Annotated in this window: 19 protein-coding genes; 8 read left to right on the top strand and 11 right to left on the bottom strand. The window is 62.5% G+C overall.

Going from position 1 to position 21,275, the window contains the following annotated elements; translation table 11 throughout:
* The first annotated feature begins 27 nt into the window (after positions 1-27).
* Both O1W68_RS12745 and O1W68_RS12740 read left to right on the top strand, forming a co-directional pair.
* Positions 28-1,002: an ROK family protein gene (locus O1W68_RS12745; protein ID WP_269304035.1), complete on the top strand. Its 975-nt coding sequence runs from the start codon at positions 28-30 to the stop codon at positions 1,000-1,002.
* Positions 1,003-1,115: 113 nt separating this feature from the next.
* Positions 1,116-1,844: a lysophospholipid acyltransferase family protein gene (locus tag O1W68_RS12740; protein ID WP_269304033.1), complete on the top strand. Its 729-nt coding sequence runs from the start codon at positions 1,116-1,118 to the stop codon at positions 1,842-1,844.
* Between the two features lie 2 nt (positions 1,845-1,846).
* Here the strand turns inward: O1W68_RS12740 and O1W68_RS12735 are convergent, their stop codons facing one another.
* Positions 1,847-3,169 (bottom strand): glycosyltransferase 87 family protein, encoded by a 1,323-nt coding sequence (locus O1W68_RS12735; protein WP_442972367.1) that lies wholly within the window; start codon positions 3,167-3,169, stop codon positions 1,847-1,849.
* A gap of 97 nt (positions 3,170-3,266) precedes the next feature.
* Here O1W68_RS12735 and O1W68_RS12730 point away from each other — a divergent pair, with 97 nt between their 5' ends.
* Together O1W68_RS12730 and O1W68_RS12725 are read left to right on the top strand one after the other, a co-directional pair.
* Positions 3,267-3,752, top strand: a complete 486-nt coding sequence (locus O1W68_RS12730; RefSeq protein ID WP_269304031.1) for a polyadenylate-specific 3'-exoribonuclease AS — start codon at positions 3,267-3,269, stop codon at positions 3,750-3,752.
* Positions 3,753-3,834: 82 nt separating this feature from the next.
* Positions 3,835-5,220, top strand: a complete 1,386-nt coding sequence (locus O1W68_RS12725) for a class II 3-deoxy-7-phosphoheptulonate synthase (RefSeq protein WP_136172012.1) — start codon at positions 3,835-3,837, stop codon at positions 5,218-5,220.
* 51 nt (positions 5,221-5,271) lie between these two features.
* Here the strand turns inward: O1W68_RS12725 and pknB are convergent, their stop codons facing one another.
* Positions 5,272-7,263, bottom strand: a complete 1,992-nt coding sequence (gene pknB, locus O1W68_RS12720; RefSeq protein WP_269304028.1) for a Stk1 family PASTA domain-containing Ser/Thr kinase — start codon at positions 7,261-7,263, stop codon at positions 5,272-5,274.
* Positions 7,264-7,433: 170 nt separating this feature from the next.
* Here pknB and O1W68_RS12715 point away from each other — a divergent pair, with 170 nt between their 5' ends.
* Positions 7,434-7,805, top strand: a complete 372-nt coding sequence (locus O1W68_RS12715; protein WP_269304026.1) for an Rv2175c family DNA-binding protein — start codon at positions 7,434-7,436, stop codon at positions 7,803-7,805.
* Here O1W68_RS12715 and O1W68_RS12710 read toward each other — a convergent pair.
* From O1W68_RS12710 to O1W68_RS12695, 4 genes are all read right to left on the bottom strand, one after another.
* Positions 7,777-8,811, bottom strand: a complete 1,035-nt coding sequence (locus O1W68_RS12710) for a phytoene/squalene synthase family protein (RefSeq protein WP_269304024.1) — start codon at positions 8,809-8,811, stop codon at positions 7,777-7,779. The two genes, O1W68_RS12715 and O1W68_RS12710, sit on opposite strands and share 29 nt — an antisense overlap.
* A complete protein-coding gene (locus O1W68_RS12705) occupies positions 8,804-10,345 on the bottom strand; it encodes an alpha-(1->6)-mannopyranosyltransferase A (RefSeq protein ID WP_269304510.1) in 1,542 nt (513 codons plus the stop codon). Before O1W68_RS12705 ends, O1W68_RS12710 begins: the two co-directional genes overlap by 8 nt.
* 206 nt (positions 10,346-10,551) lie before the next feature.
* The gene (gene crtI / locus O1W68_RS12700; RefSeq protein WP_269304508.1) at positions 10,552-12,141 is read right to left on the bottom strand and encodes a phytoene desaturase family protein; all 1,590 of its coding nucleotides are present in this window, start codon (positions 12,139-12,141) and stop codon (positions 10,552-10,554) included.
* 80 nt (positions 12,142-12,221) lie between these two features.
* Positions 12,222-13,292 carry a polyprenyl synthetase family protein gene (locus O1W68_RS12695; RefSeq protein WP_269304506.1) on the bottom strand — a complete coding sequence of 357 codons (1,071 nt, stop codon included), beginning with the start codon at positions 13,290-13,292 and terminating at the stop codon, positions 12,222-12,224.
* Between the two features lie 191 nt (positions 13,293-13,483).
* Between O1W68_RS12695 and metF the strand changes: the two genes are divergently transcribed.
* Positions 13,484-14,452 (top strand): methylenetetrahydrofolate reductase [NAD(P)H], encoded by a 969-nt coding sequence (gene metF, locus O1W68_RS12690; RefSeq protein ID WP_269304022.1) that lies wholly within the window; start codon positions 13,484-13,486, stop codon positions 14,450-14,452.
* 24 nt (positions 14,453-14,476) lie between these two features.
* On the opposite strand, the gene O1W68_RS12685 is transcribed toward metF, so the two are convergent.
* The 5 genes from O1W68_RS12685 to O1W68_RS12665 all read right to left on the bottom strand — a co-directional run bounded on the left by O1W68_RS12685 (position 14,477) and on the right by O1W68_RS12665 (position 19,590).
* The gene (locus tag O1W68_RS12685) at positions 14,477-15,694 is read right to left on the bottom strand and encodes a glycosyltransferase (protein WP_269304020.1); all 1,218 of its coding nucleotides are present in this window, start codon (positions 15,692-15,694) and stop codon (positions 14,477-14,479) included.
* Between the two features lie 72 nt (positions 15,695-15,766).
* Positions 15,767-16,417, bottom strand: a complete 651-nt coding sequence (locus O1W68_RS12680; RefSeq protein ID WP_269304018.1) for an LppM family (lipo)protein — start codon at positions 16,415-16,417, stop codon at positions 15,767-15,769.
* A 97-nt stretch (positions 16,418-16,514) separates the two neighbouring features.
* Positions 16,515-17,351, bottom strand: coding sequence for a carotenoid biosynthesis protein (locus O1W68_RS12675; RefSeq protein WP_269304016.1), 837 nt, complete (start codon positions 17,349-17,351; stop codon positions 16,515-16,517).
* 11 nt (positions 17,352-17,362) lie between these two features.
* Positions 17,363-18,973, bottom strand: a complete 1,611-nt coding sequence (locus O1W68_RS12670; protein ID WP_269304015.1) for a phytoene desaturase family protein — start codon at positions 18,971-18,973, stop codon at positions 17,363-17,365.
* Positions 18,974-18,996: 23 nt separating this feature from the next.
* Positions 18,997-19,590, bottom strand: a complete 594-nt coding sequence (locus O1W68_RS12665; RefSeq protein WP_269304013.1) for a GNAT family N-acetyltransferase — start codon at positions 19,588-19,590, stop codon at positions 18,997-18,999.
* Between the two features lie 227 nt (positions 19,591-19,817).
* Here O1W68_RS12665 and O1W68_RS12660 point away from each other — a divergent pair, with 227 nt between their 5' ends.
* The gene (locus O1W68_RS12660) at positions 19,818-20,267 is read left to right on the top strand and encodes an SAV_6107 family HEPN domain-containing protein (protein WP_269304012.1); all 450 of its coding nucleotides are present in this window, start codon (positions 19,818-19,820) and stop codon (positions 20,265-20,267) included.
* A gap of 243 nt (positions 20,268-20,510) precedes the next feature.
* The gene (locus O1W68_RS12655; protein WP_136172024.1) at positions 20,511-20,951 is read left to right on the top strand and encodes a DUF3040 domain-containing protein; all 441 of its coding nucleotides are present in this window, start codon (positions 20,511-20,513) and stop codon (positions 20,949-20,951) included.
* Positions 20,952-21,275: the final 324 nt, after the last annotated feature.

The raw sequence follows: 21,275 nt of genomic DNA, 5'->3' as shown, positions 1-21,275 counted from the left end.
GGGCTGGCGGCACTGGAAAGGTCAGTAATGAAGCGGCGTCGAGAATTGCTCACCATCGGCATCGATGTCGGTGGCACCAGCCTGCGTGCCGCCGTCGTTGATTCGTCCGGTCAGGTCATCGATTCCGCCCAGTCGCCCACGCCTCATTCGGCTGCGGCCCTCGAGCACGGTCTCGATCGAGCCGTCCAGGAACTCGCCGCCCGTCATCCTGTTTCCGCGGTCGGGCTTGCGGTCGCAGGTTTCATCGACTCGGACCGAACCTCGGTAAGATTCGCGCCGCACCTGCCGTGGATCGACACGCCGGTGGCCAGTCGGATGAGCGAGCGCATCGGTCTGCCGGTTCTTCTCGAACACGATGCCAATTCGGCCGCATGGGCCGAATATCGTTTCGGTGCTGCGGCAGGCGGTCGAAACGTGGTGATGGTGTCGATAGGCACGGGAATCGGGGCTGCACTCCTGATCGAAGGTCGCATCTATCGAGGTAGTCATGGTGTTGCACCGGAGCTGGGGCATATCCAGGTCGTCCCCGACGGTCGTGCCTGCCCGTGCGGAAAGCGCGGATGTTGGGAACGGTATTGCAGCGGAACTGCGCTCGTCGACACGGCCGTCGAATTCCTCGCTGCCGACCAACCGTCGTCCACGATTCTGGCGCGCGAGGTTTTTCTCGATCCGGGATCACTCACCGGCCGCCGTATCGCCTCCGCCGCGCAGGACGGCGATGAGATCGCGCGACGTACTATGGCCGACTTCGCTCGTTGGCTCGGGGTCGGTCTTGCTTTGGTCAGCGATGTCTATGATCCGGATTTGATCGTCATCGCAGGCGGGGTGGCGACTTCCTCGGGTCAGTTCTTGGACGAGGCGCGGGGGCACTATGCGCGACTCATCACCGGTGCTGGTCACCGGCCGCTTGCGCGGATCGTGAGCACACAACTCGGTGAAGCGGCTGGCATGATCGGTGCGGCGGACCTTGCGCGTTCCGGATTTCCTATCGATGCGCGTTAGCTGCGTGTGACCTCTGTCGCGGCTGCCGAGTTGTTGTGGTTGGTGTCATAAACGGTGGGTAGAGTCAACGTCGAATCCGCGGGGACAGACAGTCTCGAATCAGGAAGGACCCCATGTGGTACTGGTTGGTCAAGTACGTGCTTATCGGTCCCATTCTGATTGCGATGGGCCGACCGACAGTAGAAGGCGCCGAGAACATCCCGGCGCGGGGGCCGGTAATTCTGGCGAGTAATCATCAGGCAGTTCTCGATTCGTTCTATCTGCCGTTGAAAGTGCAGCGAAGAATCACGTTCCTGGCCAAGAGTGAATACTTCACAGGTTCGGGACTCAAGGGTGCATTCCAGAAGTGGTTCTTCACAGCGGTCGGTCAGGTGCCGATCGACCGGACGGGTGCCGATGCTGCACAGGATGCGCTCAACGCCGGCGCTCGGGTGATCGCCAAGGGCAAACTGCTCGGCATCTATCCGGAGGGCACACGCTCACCGGATGGAAGGCTGTACAAGGGCAAGACCGGTATGGCCCGACTGGCTCTGGAGACCGGAGTACAGGTGGTGCCGGTGGCGATGATCGGAACCGACAAGATGAATCCCATCGGTTCGAAGATCTGGAAGCCGTCGAAAGTCACTATCAAGATCGGCAAACCTATCGATTTTTCTCGTTTCGAAGGCATGGCGGGTAATCGGTTCGTCGAGCGAGCGGTGACCGACGAAGTGATGTACGACCTGATGTTGTTGTCCGGTCAGGAGTACGTAGATGTCTACGCCGCATCCCTCAAGAACGCCCCGGTAGCGCCCGTGGCCGGCATCGACCCCGAGCGTCTCCCGGACTCCAAAGCGAGCTGAGCTCACCGATGCGAGTCGGCCGGTGTCGGCTCGGTCGGCGGGAGTTCGTGTGAGCTGTTCGTGGCCTTCCGCCGTGAGGTTTTCCAAGTGGAGAAGGCCACCGTGGCTATTGCCACAATTCCCCACCAGACGTACGACGACGCTGCCAACTGGTCCCACAGTGGCCACCCGAGGCCCGAGGAGCGACCTGGCGCGAGGCGCCAGTGTGGCGCGAAATGGAACAGCACGAGGCCGATGCCGACCAGGAACACCAGCCAGGCGCTTCGCTGACGATAAGCAGAAGTCGCAAGTGCAACGAGGAACGGCACGACCCACACCCAATGGTGTGACCACGAGATCGGCGAAACAAGTAGCCCGAGAACGGCGTTCACGCCGAGGGCTATGGCAGTGAGATCGGCCTCGAACGCCTTCCGCATAGCGAGCGCGCTGAGTGCAAGCGCACCGAAGGACAGCGCGATCCACAACACCGACCGCATCGAGTCGTCGAGTCCTAGCCGTGCAAGAACTCCGGTGATGCTCTGGTTCGCTGGGTAGGCAGGTTTGCCGATTCGGTCCGAGTCGACGAGGGTGTGCGTCCAGTATTCGACCGAATCGGACATTGTTGCCAGGAAGCCGATGGCGGTGAACGCGGCAAAACTCACGCCCGAGATGACGGCCGCCCGAAAGTCCTTGCGAATCAGGAAGAAGAGGACGAACACAGCGGGCGTCAATTTCACGGCTGCGACGAATCCGATGAGGACACCACGAGGCCATGGGGTCTTCTTCGGCAGACAATCCGCAGCAACGAACACCATCAGGATGATGTTGACTTGTCCGTAGTCGAGTGTGGAGAAGACGGGCTCGAGAATCATCGACATCGCGAAGATTGCGCCGGCTGCCCACAGCAACAAGGTTTTGGGAGAGTACCCGAGAGAAACCAGCGTCAGTACGATTGTGGTCACCAGCAGCGCCAAAGACAGTGCAGTCACCACGATGCCGGCCCAGTAGAGCGAGATCATCGACAACGGGCTGAAGAGGACCGCCGCGATCGGGGGATAGGTGAACGGGAGAGTGTTTCCCAGCGCGGTCGCGGGCATCTCACCGTACAGCGGTGAGCCTGAGGCGAAGATGCCGCCGCCGATCCGATAGACGTCCAGATCGATCCTGTAGTAGTCACCCAGAACGTCCAGCCCACGAAGACCGGGAAGCGTGAACAAGTTGTAGGCGATGCCCGCAGCGACGCCCGCAACGACCACGATGCACGAGATCGCCACGGCTGTCCTTCGGGCAACCGGCGCCGTGGATCGGACGCCGTTCGCCGGCGTGGCGGTGTCGTCGACGCCGATATCGATCGGGTCGGAGGTCTCGGGAGGTGTCAACGGGTGTTCCTTCTGATGGCGGGCGATCTTTGTCGGCGCTACCGCCGGGGCTAGTGTGTCCTGCGTGCGCTACTTCTACGACACCGAGTTCATCGAGGATGGTCGCACAATCGAGCTCGTCTCGATCGCTGTGGTCTCCGAGGACGGCCGTGAGTTCTATGCAGTCTCCTCCGAGTTCGATCCCTCCCGCGCCGGCAAATGGGTCCGGCGAAACGTCCTGCCCAAGCTGCCACCGTACTCGTCGCCGCTGTGGATGGGCAGATCCCGAATTCGCGACGAACTGCTCGAGTTCCTGGTGCCGTATCCAGGTGCCGAGGTGGAGTTGTGGGCTTGGGTGGCTGCCTACGACCACGTCGCACTGTGCCAACTCTGGGGATCGATGACCGAACTACCGAGGTCGCTGCCGAGATTCAGCCGCGAGCTCCGGCAGCATTGGGAAGATCGGGGGAGCCCGGCATTGCCTGCGGTCCCCGATGATGCCCACGACGCCCTCGCCGACGCGCGGCACAACCTGGCTAAGTTCACCGCTATCGAGGCTGCGTCGGCCTGATTCTGGCTGAATATGTGTTCCCGACGGCACGGACGGACAACCCGTCGGAGACCACGCTGCGGCCAGCGAATATCCTAGGTACGTGAACTGGACTGTCGACGTACCCATCGACCGCTTGCCCGAACTTCCTCCGCTGTCTCCGACGTTGCGCTCTCAGTTGGACGACGCGCTGGCCAAGCCTGCGGCGCAGCAGCCGCAGTGGGACCCCGAGCAGGCAGCCGACATGCGCAAGGTGCTCGAGAGCGTCCCTCCGATCACGGTTGCGGGCGAGGTAGAGGCGTTGTCGGACAAGCTCGCCGCCGTCGCGCGTGGTGAGGCGTTCTTGTTGCAGGGTGGCGACTGCGCGGAGACTTTCGCAGACAACACCGAACCGCATATCAAGGGCAATATCCGCACGCTTTTGCAGATGGCCGTGGTTCTTACCTACGGCGCGAGCATGCCCGTGGTCAAAGTGGCGCGAATCGCGGGGCAGTACGCAAAGCCGCGGTCTGCCAATACCGACGCACTCGGACTGCTGTCCTACCGCGGAGACATGGTGAACTCGTTGGTAGCCGACGAGGCAGTGCGAGGCCACGACCCATCGCGACTGGTCCGTGCATACGCGAACGCAAGTGCTGCGATGAACCTCGTGCGAGCGCTGACCGGTGCCGGAATGGCGGATCTGCACAAGGTCCACGACTGGAACCGTGAATTCGTCGCCAATTCGCCTGCAGGTGCGCGCTACGAAGCCCTCGCAGGCGAGATCGATCGAGGCCTCCGCTTCATGGATGCGTGTGGCGTCAAAGACCCGAACCTGCACACCGCGCAGATTTATGCGAGTCACGAAGCGCTGGTGCTCGACTACGAGCGCGCGATGCTGCGGCTGGACAACACCGACGATCACCCCAAGCTCTACGACCTTTCGGCGCATTTCTTGTGGATCGGCGATCGCACGCGCCAACTCGACGGTGCCCACATCGCACTGGCCGAACTCATTTCCAACCCCATCGGCTTGAAGATCGGGCCGAGCACTACCCCCGAGATGGCCGTGGAATACGTCGAACGACTCGACCCCACGAACAAGCCGGGACGGTTGACTCTCATTTCGCGCATGGGCAACGGCAAGGTGCGGGATTTGCTGCCCCCGATCATCGAGAAGGTGCAAGCAACAGGGCACCAGGTCATCTGGCAGTGCGATCCGATGCATGGCAACACTCACGAGGCGTCGACCGGATACAAGACACGTCACTTCGACAGGATCGTCGACGAGGTTCAAGGGTTCTTCGAGATCCACAACGGGCTTGGAACACATCCAGGCGGTATTCACGTCGAACTGACCGGTGACAACGTGACCGAATGCCTGGGTGGCGCACAGGATATCTCCGACCTCGACCTCTCCGGTCGCTACGAGACAGCATGTGATCCCAGGCTGAACACGCAGCAGTCGCTCGAGCTTGCGTTCCTGGTTGCGGAGATGTTGCGCGGCTGAGCACTCGCATGAGCGTCTCCCTGCTCACAGTGCGATCAGCTCACTGTCCGATCAGGGGAGGGAGACGACGGACACCGAAGAACCCGGGGCCACTCTGGACCCTGGGCTCGGGTTCTGGGTGATGACCAGTGACCCGTCGGTGTCCACGACTTGCCGAACCTGGACACCCAGTTCGAGCCGTTCGAGTGTGCCGCGAGCAGATCCTACCGAGCGTCCGAGGAGCGACGGCACGGTGATCGCATTGGACACCTTCAAGGTCACCGTGCTGCCGGCGTTGACGGTGCCCCCGATTGCTGGGTCGGTGGCAATTACTTTCCCGCCGTCGGTGGACTTGTCGAAGGCCAACTGAGTCGCCGAGACGGATATACCGACGGTGGCCAGCTCGGCAGTTGCCTCCTCCGTGGACCTGCCGGCGACGTCTGGAATCGTCACGGGGGGAGCACCTTTGGATCGCAGTACCTTGACGGTGTCACCGACGGACAGGACGGTGCCAGGTGAGGGGTTCAGCGCCGCGACGGCACCGACCGGCGCGATGGTGCTGAACGTTTCTCCTCCGTCGGCGGGCACAAAGGTGCGATCGCGGAGCTGGCGCTGCATATCGCCGACAGCGGTGTTCGGAGCGATGTCGGGGACGGTCGGCGCGCCGAGGGAGACGAGTAGAGAAACTTCCTCACCCTTGGTGATCCGTGAGCCGGAGCCCGGATCTGTTCCGATGAGGGTGTCGAGCGGCGCACTGTCGGAATACGTGCCGCGAATAGTGCTCGTCAACCCGGCGGATTCGAGCGTGTTCGTGGCGGCCGCGATGTCCAATCCCTCCACTACGGGTACCGAGGTGTACCGTCCGGAACCCATCCACCATCCGCCGAACCCGACCAACACCGCCAGCAATGCCACGATGGTGAGCCAGATGACAATAGTTCTTCGAGACCGGTGCCTGTCCGCGTCGAAATCCGGAAACTGGTATTGGCGACGGCCTACCGCAGCGGGCTGCGGGGTGTCTTCGTAGTCGTACTCCGGCCTCGACGTCGGTGCCGTCTGGACGCGGGTGTGATGGACAGCCTCGGCCTGAGGGAGGGCTACTACCTCCGTGGCAGGGGCCTGCGGCTCGTGACGCTGTCCAGCGAATGTGGTCGGAGCACCCATCGCGGCGGCGCTGCTGTGTTCGGCAGAGCGCCTGGGTGCGGGGACCCGATACGAAGGCAGTTCGAGCTTTGCGCAGACGCTCGCCAACGCGCGGGCCATCTCGTCGGCGTTCTGGAATCGGCCCGCCGGATCGCGGATCGTGGCGTGGCGGACCAGATCGTCGAATTCTCCCGGTACCCCGGCGATGATCTCGCTGGGGCGGGGGACATCGTTGTCGATGCGTTGGTAGGCGATGGACAGCGAGGTGTCCCCAGTGAAAGGCGTCCGGCCGGTCAGTAGCTCGAACAGCACGACCCCGACACCGAAGACATCGCTGCCGGCATTGGCCGAACCGGTGGTCACCTGCTCGGGAGACAAGTAGGCCGCCGTGCCGAGAATGACACTGCTGGACGTCGTATTCGACGCTGCGACGGCCCGCACGAGCCCGAAGTCGGCGATCTTGACGTCACCGGAGTCCGAGATGAGTATGTTCTCGGGCTTGACGTCGCGGTGGACGAGTCCGGCGCGATGCGCTGTTCCGAGCGCCTCGAGTACCGGCCGTACGACGGCAGCTGCGGCATGCGGGGGCATCGGACCGCGTTCACGGAGCAGTTCGCGCAGCGTTCCGCCTTCGACCAACTCCATGACGAGAAATGCGAACTCGCCGTCGCGTCCGTGATCGTAGACGGCGACGAGGCCCGGATTGGTCAGCCTGGCCACCGCTCGTGCCTCGAACTCGAAGCGTGCGACGAACTGGGGATCCGCGGCGAATGCGGGGTCCATGATCTTTACCGCCACCGGCCGATCCAGGCGTGTATCGAGCGCTCGGTACACCGTCGACATTCCACCGCGGGCGATCGGTGCGTCGATTCGGTAGCGCCGGTCCAGCAATGAACCTACCGACACGGACCCTCCGGTCATCACCGTGGAGCACCTCATTTCACTTTTCTTCAAGACGGAATCGATGATAAACAGCGTAGATATCGACACTGTCTCGCAGCACGACGTGTCGCCTAGCGGGATTCTCTGCGGGCGCCAGCCCTGCAGCAGTGCTTTTCGTATACGAGCTCGAACCCGTTAACGTTACCGGAGTGAGCACAATCCCTTATTCCGACGATGTCCTCGACCCGTCCGTCTCCCTGCTGCAGCTGGCGGATGTCAGCAAGGTTCTCGAAGTGCCGAAGGCCAGAGTCGAGCAGATGCTCCGCGACCGCCAGCTCCTCGCAGTCAAGCGGAACAGGGTTCCCGGCGTCCCCGAAGTGTTCCTCGACGCCCGAAGCGGTCAGATCGTGAAAGGTCTGCCGGGGCTCCTGGCGGTATTGCACGATGGCGGGTATCAGGACGAGGAAATCTTGAAGTGGCTGTTCGAGGAGGACTCCAGTCTTCCCGGAACTCCCGCCGAAGCACTGCACGGGGATTTGATGCGAGAGGTCATCAGGCGCGCTCAAGCGATGGCCTTCTGAGCCGTGCCCTTTCGCGAACCATGGTCCATCCGGTGGCAGCCAATCTCGGCGCCGCAACCGATACTCGACGCCATTGTGGAACCCGGGCGCGTTCGATGAGCACCCGGTAGCCGCCGTCTTCGACTTCACGAAGGATCCCTCCGTACAGCAACAACGCGGTGCGCATTCCTGGTTGGACGGACGGTGCCAACATGTCGATTCCTGGTTCGGCGTCTCGATAGACCGCCCGGGTGTGCGCGATGAGGTGTGCCAACGCTCGATTGATTCGGGCGTCGGTGCGACCTGATTGCCGACACTCTCGCAGTAGCTCCTCGTCGACGCCGAATGCCTCCAGTTCGTCTGTCGGAAGGTAGATCCGGTCGCGGTCGAGATCCTCACCCATGTCCCGAATGAAGTTCGTCAGCTGGAAAGCTTCACCGAGTGCCGCGGCGGGACGTACTGCGTCGGCCATGTTCGTCGAGGTGCCGAGGATCGGGAGCATCTCCAGACCGATCACTGCGGCGGAGCCGTACATGTATTCGTCGAGCTCGGCTATCGTCCGATAGCGGGACTTGAACATCGGTGTGCCCGGGATGTCCATGCGCATGGAGTGAAGAAACGCAAAGTAGTACTCGTGTGGGATGGAGTATCGCGCTGTGGTGTCCGCCAGCGCTTGTAGAACTCTGTCCGATCGGCTCGATCCCAAGACTGCGCCGCCGAGAGCATTGCGTACCCGTTGCTCGAGGACGTCGAGTTTGGCGGCAGCATCGCGATCGGATTGCGACACCGTGGTGCCGATCGGGGCGGCGGTCGTCGTCTCGAGCTCGACGTCGGCCGAGTCCACGTCGACATCGACGATGTCGTCGACCATTCGAGCAAAGCCGTACAGTGCGTGCACTCCTGCCCTCTTGTCGCTGGGAAGCAGGCGCGTCGCGAGGAAATACGTCTTTCCGTGCTGCGCGTTCAGGTCACGGCACAGGCGATACGCGTCGTGCAGGGCCGGGTCGATAGCGTCTAGTTCACCCATGGTCCGCTTTACTCACTTCGGTGTTCTCGGCTGGAGTGTCGGATTCGATCTTCGGCTTGCGGTCGGTGTGTCCGGCACGCAGTCGCAGAGGGTCTACTCGGGTGAGTGAAAGCCCTGCCACGACGGCCGCGAACGTTGCGAGCGCGACGTGAGCGAAAGTGTAGAGGCCGATGGATCCATCGGGTCTGAATACAAGCATCAGCCACGTCGACAGACCGACGAGAATCATCAGCGTTCGTGTCGACAGTGCGAAACCAGCAGCAAGCGCGAGTGGCCACGAGTAATACCAGGGCAGCGCAGCAGGGGAGAGCACGACGATCGCAACCAGCGCGATGACGATCCCCTTGACGGCGTCGCGCTCGGTCTTGCGGTAGAGCCACCAGGTGCCGACGATGATGACAGCAAGGGCGATGGCACACAGCATGCGAGTCACGTCGAGGACAGGTCCGAGGCGTACATCGAGGAACCAGGACGTGCTGACCGTGGTGAGATGGGCCAATATCGTAGGCAGAGAAAGCCAGTTGATGATCTTTGCCGAACCGGACAGTGCGGTGAGCCAGCCTATTCCGACTCCTGCGACGGCGGACGCGACAACGAAGACTGCTGCAAACACACCTGCGCCGATACCTGCAGTCTTCGCGAATGCGGCAATTGGTGACAGCGGTGTCCGATTCTCTTGGATCGCACGCTCGCGTTCGTGAATCATCCAGATCCACACCATGAACGGCAATGCGAGACCTGCTGTGGCTTTTATCGCAACGGCCAAGGCGACGAGTGCGACACCACCGACGTGATGCCGTTCGAGAACGAGCACGATGCCTGCGGTCATCAAGCCGACCATCAGCAACTCGTTGTGGACTCCGCCGATCAAGTGGACCAGAACGAGAGGATTGAGTACCGCCAGCCACAAAGCGAGTGGTGCCGAGCCCCCGAGGTGCCGGGCTAGCCGGGGGACAGCCCACACCATCAGTGCCAGACCGGGGAGCATCGTGATGCGTAGCAGCATCGTGCCGGCAATGACGTTGTCACCGGTGATGCTGGTGATCGCCTGACCGAGGAGGAGGAACAGTGGCCCGTAAGGAGCGGTCGTCGTGGTCCAGACGTTACTGACGTTATCGAGGAGAATGCCTGGGTTGGCAACGGGTCCAACGCCATACGGGTCGAAGCCGTCGCGCAGCAAGGCACCCTGCGCAAGGTAGGAAAACGCGTCTCGGCTGAACATGGGCACTGCGAACAGAAGAGGGGCTGTCCAGGCGGGGACGATCCAGCGGAGTTCGCCCAGTGTGGTGCGACCACCGAGCGTGGCACGACCCAGACGGACCCACGCGATGATCATCAGCAGGACGCCGATCCAGACGATGATGCTCGACAGAACGAGGCCGTGGCCGAATCGAAGCCAAGACAAATGCATCGACTCGAGCAGCGGATCGCGTCTTCGCACACTGCCTGCACCGAATCCACCGAACGTGATGAGCACGGAACCGACCAAACCCAGGATGGCCGAGTGTCCTTCTGGACTCCGAAGGAACAGCATCACCGTGTGAAAGCGAGAGGCATGCAGTCCGGTGCCGACACGGACGGTATCGGCTGAAGATTGCCCAGTTGCTGCGGGATCTTCTCCCGCGGTACCCGAGGCGGTGGAACTCGACGAGACCGAAGACATAAGTCGGGTCACTCTCCTCTCGGGGACTAAGTTGCTGGCGTGGCGGGTGCGAACGCTGAATCCGCGCTGGACCGGAGTCAGTTTAGAGCGTCGGCGGCCGTGCTCCGAACTACGGCCGATCCAGCCGACGCGTCAGCGGGGGTTCCGAGGATGCGTTCGGCCGCAAGTTTGCCTGAAACGAGAACTGTGGGCACTCCGACACCCGGGGTGGTTCCCGACCCGGCCAGCACCACGTTGTCGAGCCCTGCCACGAGATTCTTCCGTCGGAACGGGCCCGTCTGCCTGAACACGTGTGCCGAGGAAAACGGACTGCCGTGCAGCATGCCTTTATCGGCCCACGTCTGCGGAGTGTCGACATGGTCGATCGTCATATCGGCGGTGAGACCGTGATAGCCACGTTGTTCCAATTCGCCCTGCAATTCGCGCACGTACGGCATAGCCAACGCCGCCCAGTCCAACGGCGCTCCGTCGAGGTTCGGGCACGGTGCCAGTATCGACACCGGTTCGCACTGCACGCCGTCACGGACCAGCTGTAGTGATGGGTCGCTGACCCCCGGACGGGTGATGAGCAGTGACGGATCCTCCATCAGCTTTCCGCGTCCACTGCGCGCGGTGATTCGTTGGAACGTGCTCGCCCACTGGGCTCCGAAATCGATCGTGTGATGTGACCTACTCGGCCACGACGCGGTGGACGAGATCGGGACGGTGCCGTGAAAAACGACCGCCGAGGGTGACACGACACCGTAGCCGCGTGATCTTCCCTTGGAGGTAACTCCCGCTCGATCCAGCAGTGCGTCCACTACCGGTAGATCCGGTGTGAGAACCACCGCGTCGCACTCGTAGGTTTCACCGTCCGCAGTCGCGACGCCGGTGACTCGATTGCCGGCGACGATCAGAGTCGATACTTCTGCGCCGGTGCGAACCGAACCACCGTTCCGGGAAAGTGCATCGGCCATCGACGCGGCGATCGTGGACATCCCACCGACCGGGAAGTAGACGCCGAGCGAGGTATCCATATGTGCGATCGCGCCGTAGACAGCGAGAGCCTTCGCCGGCGCCATGCCTGCATAGAGTGCCTGGAAAGTGAACACCCGTCGAAGTCGCTCGTCTTTCAGGAACGATTCGACGCGGGGTCCGAGTCGGCCGAATCCACCGAGCCTGGTGAGAGTGGCCGTGTCGCGGAGCGCTGCACGCGAGGACACCAGATCGAGCGGCGAATCGAAGTTGGAGTCGATGAACCGGTCGAATTCGGCCTCGAAGATGGAGGCGAGCCACTCTCGGAGTCGCAGGTAGCCAGCGGCTTCCGTCGATCCGCACGTGCGCTCGACTTCTGCTGCCATTGCGCTCGGATCGGCAAACACGTCGATAGCGGTGCCATCGGCGTAGCGGGAGTGGTAGCTCGGAGACAGCGCGCTCAGCTGGATTGCCGGTGTTGTCGATTGGAAGGACTCACCGACTGCCGCCAGCGCGTTCTCGATGAGGTTGGGCATCGTCAGGACACTCGCACCATTGTCGATGTCGTAGAGACGACTCCCGTCGGTGTCGCGGACCGTATAGGTTCCCACTCGACCCCCGACCGAGTCTTCGCGTTCCAAGACCATCACCTGTTTGCCTGCGCCGGCGAGATGCAGAGCAGCAGACAACCCCGCAAGTCCTGCACCGACCACCACGACGGTCTCGATTTGACCCGGTACGGTCCGGAGGCGATTTCGGTTGCGTGGCTGCTGAGACAATGTTCTCTACCGATCTAGTAGGTGCGCTGCGTGGCGGCTATGGACATTGCGCGTAATTGCGCGGCGGCGTGCGGTTCGACTGCACTCGCCTTCAGCGTGTCGAGTGCGCGGTCGGTGAGTTCGGAAATTCGGCGTTCGACGTCCGCGACTGCTCCCAGTTCGATCAGCAACGTACGGATGATCGCGATCGTGTCCTCGGTCAGATCGACTACTCCGAGGCTCGACCTGAGCAGTGATCCCGCCTCCGGCCTGTCTCGGTCGGCGAGCTGTAACGCCACTGCCATCAGGACTGTGCGTTTGCCTTCTCGGATGTCGTCGCCGGATGGCTTGCCGGTGACTGCCGGATCGCCGAAGACACCGAGGAGGTCGTCACGAAGCTGGAAGGCGAGGCCGATATCGGTTCCGAAGGATCGATATGCGTCGACGAGGCTCTCCGGTGCCCCGGCCAACACGGCACCCAGCTGGAGCGGGCGTTCGACGGTGTACGCCGCAGTTTTGTAGCGATTGACCTGCATCGCTGCCTCCACGGATTCGTCGAGACCGGCTTCGGCTTCGATGTCGAGCAACTGACCGCCGAGCACTTCGGTGCGCATAGCCGACCACACCGGAGACACTCGCCCCATCGCGTCGTGTCCGATTCCGGATTCTCGAAGCATGTCGTCGGCCCAGCACAATGCCAGATCGCCGAGCAAGATCGCGGCAGATTCACCGAAGCGCTCTGAGGAGCCGGACCAGCCCGCCGCACGATGCCTCTCGGTGAAACCGACGTGCACGGTGGGAAAGCCGCGGCGGGTGAGCGAAGCGTCGATGATGTCGTCGTGAATGAGCGCGCACGCTTGTATCAATTCCAGAGATGCGCAGGCACGGAGCACGGATGCGGCCTGCGGGCTACGGTGATCGCCGCCTGCTCCGAGCCAGGCCATCCAGCCGAACGAGGGCCGGATTCGCTTTCCACCACGCAATACGAAGTCTTCGAGGTCTGCGACGGCAGAACGGTAACCGCCGCCGACCCGGGCCACCTGGTCGCGTCGGGAATGGAAGAACTCGGCCAACGCGGACTCGACGAGTGCAACCGGCGCAGTGATCGCTTCTCGTAGGGCTGGGTCGGGGTCACTCGTTCGACGGGGAGCGGGAAGAGTCGAGTCTCTGGACAGGGGATCCTCCAGTCGAGTGCGGGGTGGGGATGTATCACTTTCACACTAGCCGTCACCGCTGATCGATCCCGCTATCGTGAGCCTCCTGTCACCGGAGTTTCGCACGAAACTATGATGTGCCCGTGACATCAGATGCCGTCAGGGGGCGGTCTAGTGAGGGGTGGGTCACCCGAACCCCATCGATAGTCGATCGTCTGAGGACATCGACGGAGTCGAAGATTCCATTCTCGGTCGAGTTTTCTCCACCACGGGACGAGGCCGCGGAAGCGAGGCTGTGGCGTGCTGTCCGCGAATTCGAGCAGATGCAGCCGGCATTCGTGTCCATGACGTACGGCGCAGGCGGCTCGACCCGAGACCGGACAGTCCGAGTAACGGGAGAGATCTCCGAAAACACGACGTTGCTGCCGGTGGCGCACCTGACCGCGGTGTCTCATAGCATCGATGAGCTTCGATCCATGGTCGGCGCATACGCAGACCGCGGGATCTCCAACATTCTGGTGCTTCGCGGCGATCCGCCGGGCGATCCGCTCGGCGACTGGACCAAGCACCCCGAGGGTGTCGAATATGCAGAGGAGCTCGTCAGCCTCGTTCGAGAGCTCGGAGACTTTCACGTCGGCGTCGCATCGTTCCCCGAGGGGCACTACCGGGCAGTCGATCTCGAACAGGACACCCGTGTTCTGGTGAACAAACTTCGTGCCGGAGCCGAATACTCGATAACGCAGATGTTCTTCGACGTCGAAGACTATCTGCGGTTGCGCGACCGCGTTGCGGCGTTCGACCCCGAGCAGGCGTGCAAGCCCATCATTCCCGAGATCATGCCGATCACCTCGCTCCGTACGGTTCGTAGGGCTCTGTCGCTGTCGGGCTCGGCGCTTCCCAGCGAGATCGACGAGCGCTTCACCAGAGCGGCCGGGACCGGGGCCGAAGAAGACCGAGCTGCGGTTCGCGAAGTCGGAATCGAATTGGCGACGTCGACATGCGAGCGTCTCATCGCCGAGGGCGCGCCGGCACTGCACTTCATCACCCTGAACTTCGCGCGTGCGACGCGGGAAGTGCTGACCAATCTGGGACTCTGCGCAGCACGCGTGTGATCTGGACCTGAAACCGGTGAGCGTCTAGGAACGTCCTTCGACCGCTTGGGATTGGTCCTCGGCGATCAGTGGGCGCTGCTTCCACATCAGGTTTCCGCGGGCGTGCGACCGATGCGAATCGATCATGAGCCAGATGTAGGTGGCCACGGACAGCGGTTGGGCGCTCGACTCGACAGCACAGCGAAGAACGTCGGTCGATCGACCGGGCATGTCTGCATATTCGGCTTGCGCTGCAGCGAATCTCGACACCACGGCTGCGACGTAGCCGATCCGGCCCCACCTTCGGACGGAACCAGATCCCACCAGGGCTGCGACGGGTGGAAGCAAATACATCACCGAGACGGCGGACAACACACCGATCGAACCCCCGGTACCGCCGAAAGCGTTCCACAACCAGCGCGAATATCCTGCGCGTAGATCGTTCACACCGTCGTACATACGGCATTCGACCAGACCGGCCCCCGAGACGAGAATCGTGCGCCGACCACTACGACGCAAGGTGCGGGCAATGTCGAGATCCTCGGTCACGCTGGCTGCCACCGACTCGTGCCCACCGATGTCGCGGTACGCCGCCGCGTCGAACATCATGAATTGACCGCACGAGACGGTAGTCGACGGACGGAGCGAACCGTTGGCCAGCCGAATCGGTAGCGTCGACATCCACGAGAAGCCAAGTAGCGGTTGTACCAGGTGTTCTACGACGCTTCCGCTGATCTGCTTCGGCCATGGACACACCAATGCAGCATCGAGGCCGCGCAGTGCCGACGCTGCTGCTGCGATCGCGTCCTGGGCGAGACGAACGTCGGCGTCGACGAACACGATTGCGTCGAGGTGATCGTTCATCTCGAACGCGAGACCGGCAAGGGTCCGGCACGCTGCTGCCTTGCCTGTCCAACCTGGAGGTGGCTCGGCGCGCGATTCGACGATGCTGACGCGGGCGTCGTCGCCGGCAGCTGCTTGGGCCGCCGCGAGGGTGTCATCCGACGAACCGTCGTCGAGTATCAGAATCCTAAGATCACGGCACCGACGCTGAGCTCGAAGGTCGGCAATGAGCAAGGGGAGTTGTTCTTGTTCGTTGCGGGCGGGAACGCAGACCACGATCGAGTCGTGGACGTCGGAATCGGTTGCGCGGGACAGGCGAGGCACTGTGACGGCGTTGAAGATAGAGATGGCCGCCGTCGATACCGACAGCACCGCACCGGCAGCAGTCACCCCGGCGATCACTCGGCCGGCGGTAGTCACGATCGATTCCTTGCTGACGAAGATGCTCACGGTGTGGCGTTCAGCGTCTGCGGTCTACTTCTTCGACTCGACCTACTTCTTCGACTCGACGAGGCGCACCGGCGGGTTTCTGGTCACCCAGGCCATGGCTCCGACGATCGCCGCAATACCTACAGTGACACCGCCGACTATGCCGGCCCAGCCCGCGAAACTTCGGGTGTTGGGATCGGGATAGTTGACCTCGGCTCGCATGCTCGTCACCTCGCCCGCGGGCAACTTCCAAGTGATGATGTTGTCCCCTTCACGGGTACCGTTGGTCGTCCCGATTCGAGCGGGGAATGCGATGGTGAACTGAACATCGGTGCCCTGCTCGGGGACCGTCTGTAAATCGGCCTTACCTTCGAGCGTTACGGTGTCGCCCGCTCGCTGCATCACGAGCTGGTAGCTCCCGGTCGCCTGATCCGACATGGAACCGAGGGTTTGAAGGTCGCCGAAGGAGAGATCGCTGAAACGTGCTTGGGTGCCGACATATCCGTCCTGCCTGTATTCCGCTACACGGATCTTGCTGGCGAGCGAAGACGGAGGCGTGAGCACCGGGCCGGTGTCGGTATCGGACGTCGGTATGGTCGCGGCCACGATCTGCCCCGACACTCGGTCGTCTGCAGAGACACCCATAGACACCTGTACCCGAAGGCAACCGGCCAACATCGGCGCTACGAACAGCGCTAATGCAAGAGCGGACATAATTCGACGGTTACGGGTTCCTGCACGGAATGTCGACTGCACGTTCGACATCGTGCCAGACGTAGGACACCGTCTGTGCCAGGGAGCCGAAAGAACGTCACCGAGTCCGCGTGCGTCCTCGCGGTTCAGCGGTCGGTTTTCCCGAAGTGGTCCATCTCGACGTCGCCCAAGTCCATGCGAGCGGAACTCCGACGACCGCCATCGCGAAAAATCCGTAGACGGCCGAGTATCTGAGTTCCGGTCCGGTCAGAAGCGCGGCGTGAGCAAGCGCCGAGCCGAGCCACGTCCAGGTGAACAGCACCAGAGGAGCGGTGTCGGAAATCGGCGACAGCGTGGTGCGCTCAGTTTGGAACCGGCGCCCCAGAGTATCGACGATCAGCGCCATAATGGCTGCGGTGACGAACCACCCCAGATAGTTGCTCACCGGAATCGAAGGAATTCCGGGTAGTCCAGCGATCGGCGACGTCCAGGTCCACTGCCCATCTGTCACCATCTGTGTGTCGAGGTAGAGATCCCATCCGACCATCCCGACCGCGGTGATCACGACGCGGTGGATTCTTCGACACTCCGGGGAGGTCGAGGATCGTTGCAACACATAGGAGACTGCGCACCAGATCGGATAAAACCCTGCGGTCCACGCAAGTGGGACCACCGCGGGCACGCCCAGGATGTCGGGGCCGAGTCGATCAGCTGCATATCCGTAGCTTCCAAAAGGGAACCCCGTTGCGGTCCCGACTATTTCGGCGATCAGGCCGAGTCCGGCAGTCGTCACGAACAGCATCAGAGCCCACCCGACACCGCGGGACAAGGCGGCGTGTACGAGCGCGGACAACGCGAGGAGAACGACGACTGCGACGGTGACGATATCGCGTCGCGAACCGGTCACGAGGGGGTACGAAATCTGGGCCAGTATTGCGGCACCCACGAGTGCCATGACCAACCTGTTCATCGTCTGCGGTTCCCGATCCAACGGCGGAGTCTGCCTGCTCGCGCATCGGCCAGCGCGATTCGCGCCGCGCTGCGCCCACTCGCCGCGGACACTCCGCCACCCGGGTGGGTCGAGGCGCCCGTCAAGTACATTCCTGGAGCTCCAGGTACTCGATATCCGGCGAGTTGGGGGACTGGTCGCCACATCATCATCTGATCGAGTGACATCTCTACGTGCATGATATTTCCCCCGATCAAGCCGAGCTCGCGTTCGATATCGACGGGTGACTGGACATGTCGCTCGAGCACAGACGCACCGAAGCCCGGTGCGTAGGACTCGAGCTCGGCAACAATTCGGTCCGCCTCGAGCTCAGCGAGATCGTCGGCGCGTACCTGGTCCGATTCACGCCACTGGCGTCCTCCGGACAGGGTGTGGGGCTGCCACTGCGACCACAGTGAAATCTGATGTTGGCCTGCGGGTGCAACGGTGGGATCGATCGCGGTGAACGACATGCCGAGTACCGCCGGCCTCGGTGGGAGTTCACCTGCAGACGCGGACCCATGGGCCAGACGAAGATGTGCACGGTCGCGAACCAACATCTGTAGACCCGTCGTCGCGTCTGAAGCGTCCGCTGCGCTCGAATACTGCGGCAGCGAGTCGGTGGCCAGACGAACTGCCATCCCGATACCGGGGCCGACCCGAATATGTCGGCGCCAGGCTTCGATCGCGCGAGGATCGTGGCCGCCTGCCGCGAGAAGATCGAGAGTGGTCAGAATGTGACAGCCTGCAATGACCATTCGGCTACGGATCGATCGTCCAGAAGACGTCGTGGTCGTCCACTGTCCATCTCTCGGCGAGACTGCTTCGACCGCGTCGCCAAGGGAAACCGACCCGCCCGTAGCCGTCAGCCGAGCAACGAGGGCCTCGGTGAGTGCACCACTTCCACCGATCGCACGCCCGGGCGGAAGCGTGTGCATCAACGCCGCGAAGCCGACCATGGGGGCAGTGCCCGGCTCGGACATGGGTGGTCCCGATTGCGCGCCGAACCACGCCAGTGCAGCTTTCAGGCGCTCACTCGTGAACAACGAATCGAGCAGTGCGTCGCCGGTAGTGAGGAATTCCCGGGACAATGCGCTTCCGCCGTCGGGGGCGTCGAGACCCCAGAAGGAGCGAAGCAAGCCCGGGCCGGTGGGTGCGGAGGAGAACGCCCGCATCGTCCTTGCACTTCGTGGGCCCCACACCGCAACGAACTGCCGATAAGCGATCGCATCGGCGCTCCCGCAGGACCGCGCGATCGACTCGCATGTTCGATCCAGGTCGCGGTGGAACACCAGGGCTTCCTCGGTGGAGTTCGGAGCTCCTGGCGCGAAAGCCCACGGATCACACTCCGCATAGCGCAGTCCGTAACTGGGGAGCTCGAGTTCTTCGATCACTCCCGTATGACGCACCATGATGTGCGCAGACGACCCGCGATCCACGCGGTGTCCTGGGAATCTCTCCACGGACGAGACCGCGCCGCCGGCGATGGTGTCTCGTTCGAGCACCTCGACGGACAGTCCAGCTGCAGCTAGATAGCAAGCCGAAGTCAGAGCATTATGGCCGGAGCCGACTACCACAGCGTCGATCACCGGTCCAGGCTATAGGTCGTTCTTCATTCGAACGGCAGCGCGTGACCCAGCACGGCGAAGGGCCGTCGATCGCCAGAAAACGTGAAGTTGCGCAGCACGTCCTCGAATCCGAGTCGGCGGTACAACCGCCAGGCGCGATTTTCCTCGTGCTCGACCTCGGGGGTGGACAGCAGCACGCTTTTTTCGGGTCGATCCAGTAGCAGTCTGCGAGTGAGTGCTCTGCCGAGTCCATGGCCCTGGGCGCTCGGTGTGACGTGCAGCTCCGTCAACTCGAAGTAGTCGTCGAGTACTCCGTCGATGTACTCGCCGGTGTGTCCGGACCTGCGCAACCCGTCGCGCACCTGCTGGTACCACCAGTGACTGCGGGCACCGTGATAGCCGTACGCCACGGCGACCAGGGGTGCATCGGGGGTGGGGAGCACTGCTCCGACTCCCCGCCAGCCTGGCCGCGACACATGCTCGATCCACATGGGTGCGCGGTGGTACTCGGTGCCCTTGGGGTAACCCATGGCCTCGACGTAGATAGCCAGAGCTTCGGGGAGGCGGCGACGAATTTCCTGAGAGGAAAGGTCGACGAGATAAGGGGTCGTTTCCGCATCGGTAGCGACTGTTCTCAACCTTTCCTTGACTACTTGTCGGTGGGCGCAGTTATATTGAATATGTCGAACGAATGTTCGATGTCGGCGATCCGGCGAAGAGCTCGAGGGAAGCGAGACTCGCCGGGTTCCGACTTTAGAGCTTCATCGTTGTCCGGGCGTGTCGGTAGTACCTAATCCGTACCACCGAATCCGAAGTGTCAGATCGGACGACCACGTGAGGCGAATCGAACGGGAGGTGTTCGAGTATGGCTACCAAAGTTCTTCGTGCTGACGTGCGTCCGCCGGTATCGCCTCGCGCCAGAGCGTTGCTCGGCCGAGCGGATGCTCTGCTGTCTCGGTCGGTCGGCGCCGCGGATGCCGCTGAGATGTTTCTCGACTGCTACATGGCGGCTCTGCGCGGCGCGGCATCGGTCCTGGAGGCGACGCCGATCGCCGCTTCGCGAGCGCGCTCGCGAAGCGCTTGGGTGTTGATGGCCAAGGCGGCCCCCGTGCTCGATTGCTGGGCCGAGTACTTCTCTGGCTTCTCGGCGACCAGAGCGGCGGTCCAGGCGGGCCTGTCCCGACCGATCGACGAGAACGATGCTGATGAGTTCTACCGCGAAGTAGGTCGATTCCTTCAGGTGGTGGAGGAGTACATCGGAGCCGATTCGCGACTCGACAGACTGGGAGTCGGCCCGCATCCGATATCTGCTTGAGCGCCGTGTTCGGTCGCCGGTAGGCGTCCCGATGCCTGTGGCAGCTGCTGCAGATCAGCGACTTCCGAGTGCAGATTGTGGCGTTGGGCTGGGAAACTTTGGACATTCTCAGGAACGCATATCGCGAGTAGGTGGTAAGCAGGCGATTCTGCTCGTATTATCGACAGTAGGTAGCCGCCAAGGTCAGCTTCCCGTCGTTTCGCACCCGAAATGACTTTCAATTTCTGTTCAGGGGGAGGTACCGTGCCACTCTCCGAGCACGAGCAGCGCATGCTCGATCAAATCGAGAGCGCTCTCTACGCCGAGGATCCCAAATTCGCCTCGCACGTACGAAGCGGACGCATGCGTACGGCATCGAGCAAACGCCGTTTTCAAGCGGCCGCATTGTTCGCGTTGGGGCTTGTTCTTCTGATCGCCGGGGTGGCTCTGCCATTCAAGCCCGGCGGTTTTCCTGTGATAAGTCTCGTTGGCTTCGTCCTGATGTTCGGGGCAGGCGTGCTGTTTCTTCTCGGCGGATCACGCAAAGCTGCAACGCCGTCCGACGGCGACGCATCGAGTGTGAGCGGATCCAATTCCGGGTCCGGTCCGAGAAGCTCGGGGCAGAAGTCCAAGTCTGCCCGTAAAGGCGGAGGCTTCGCGTCGCGCATGGAAGATCGGTTCCGTCGGCGGTTCGAGCAGGAGTGAACACTGTGCGCGCGATTGCAGTCCGATGGACGTGATCGTCGCCCGCAGCGGTTGACGACAGAGATCGCGCGGCACTAGCAACGCGCGATGCTGAAGAACGCGAAAGCGGTGTTCCACCGAAAGGTGGGGCGCCGCTTTTTTGCTGTCTACATCGCTTTCGCCAACGGGCCGACGCTGAACCGGGGAATCCCCACTTGGACCCACCACCGATCGTTCGACGATCTGTAGTGCTCGTGACGGGGATCCGATCTTCAGTTTCTTGGCCTCTGCTCACTGATCAGAGTCCGGGACCCGAGCTGGGCGCGCCGCAGGCAGAAATCCTCC

This window comes from Rhodococcus sp. H36-A4, assembly GCF_027158005.1.
Lineage (GTDB): Bacteria > Actinomycetota > Actinomycetes > Mycobacteriales > Mycobacteriaceae > Rhodococcoides.
This window is presented reverse-complemented; position numbering and strand designations above follow the sequence as displayed.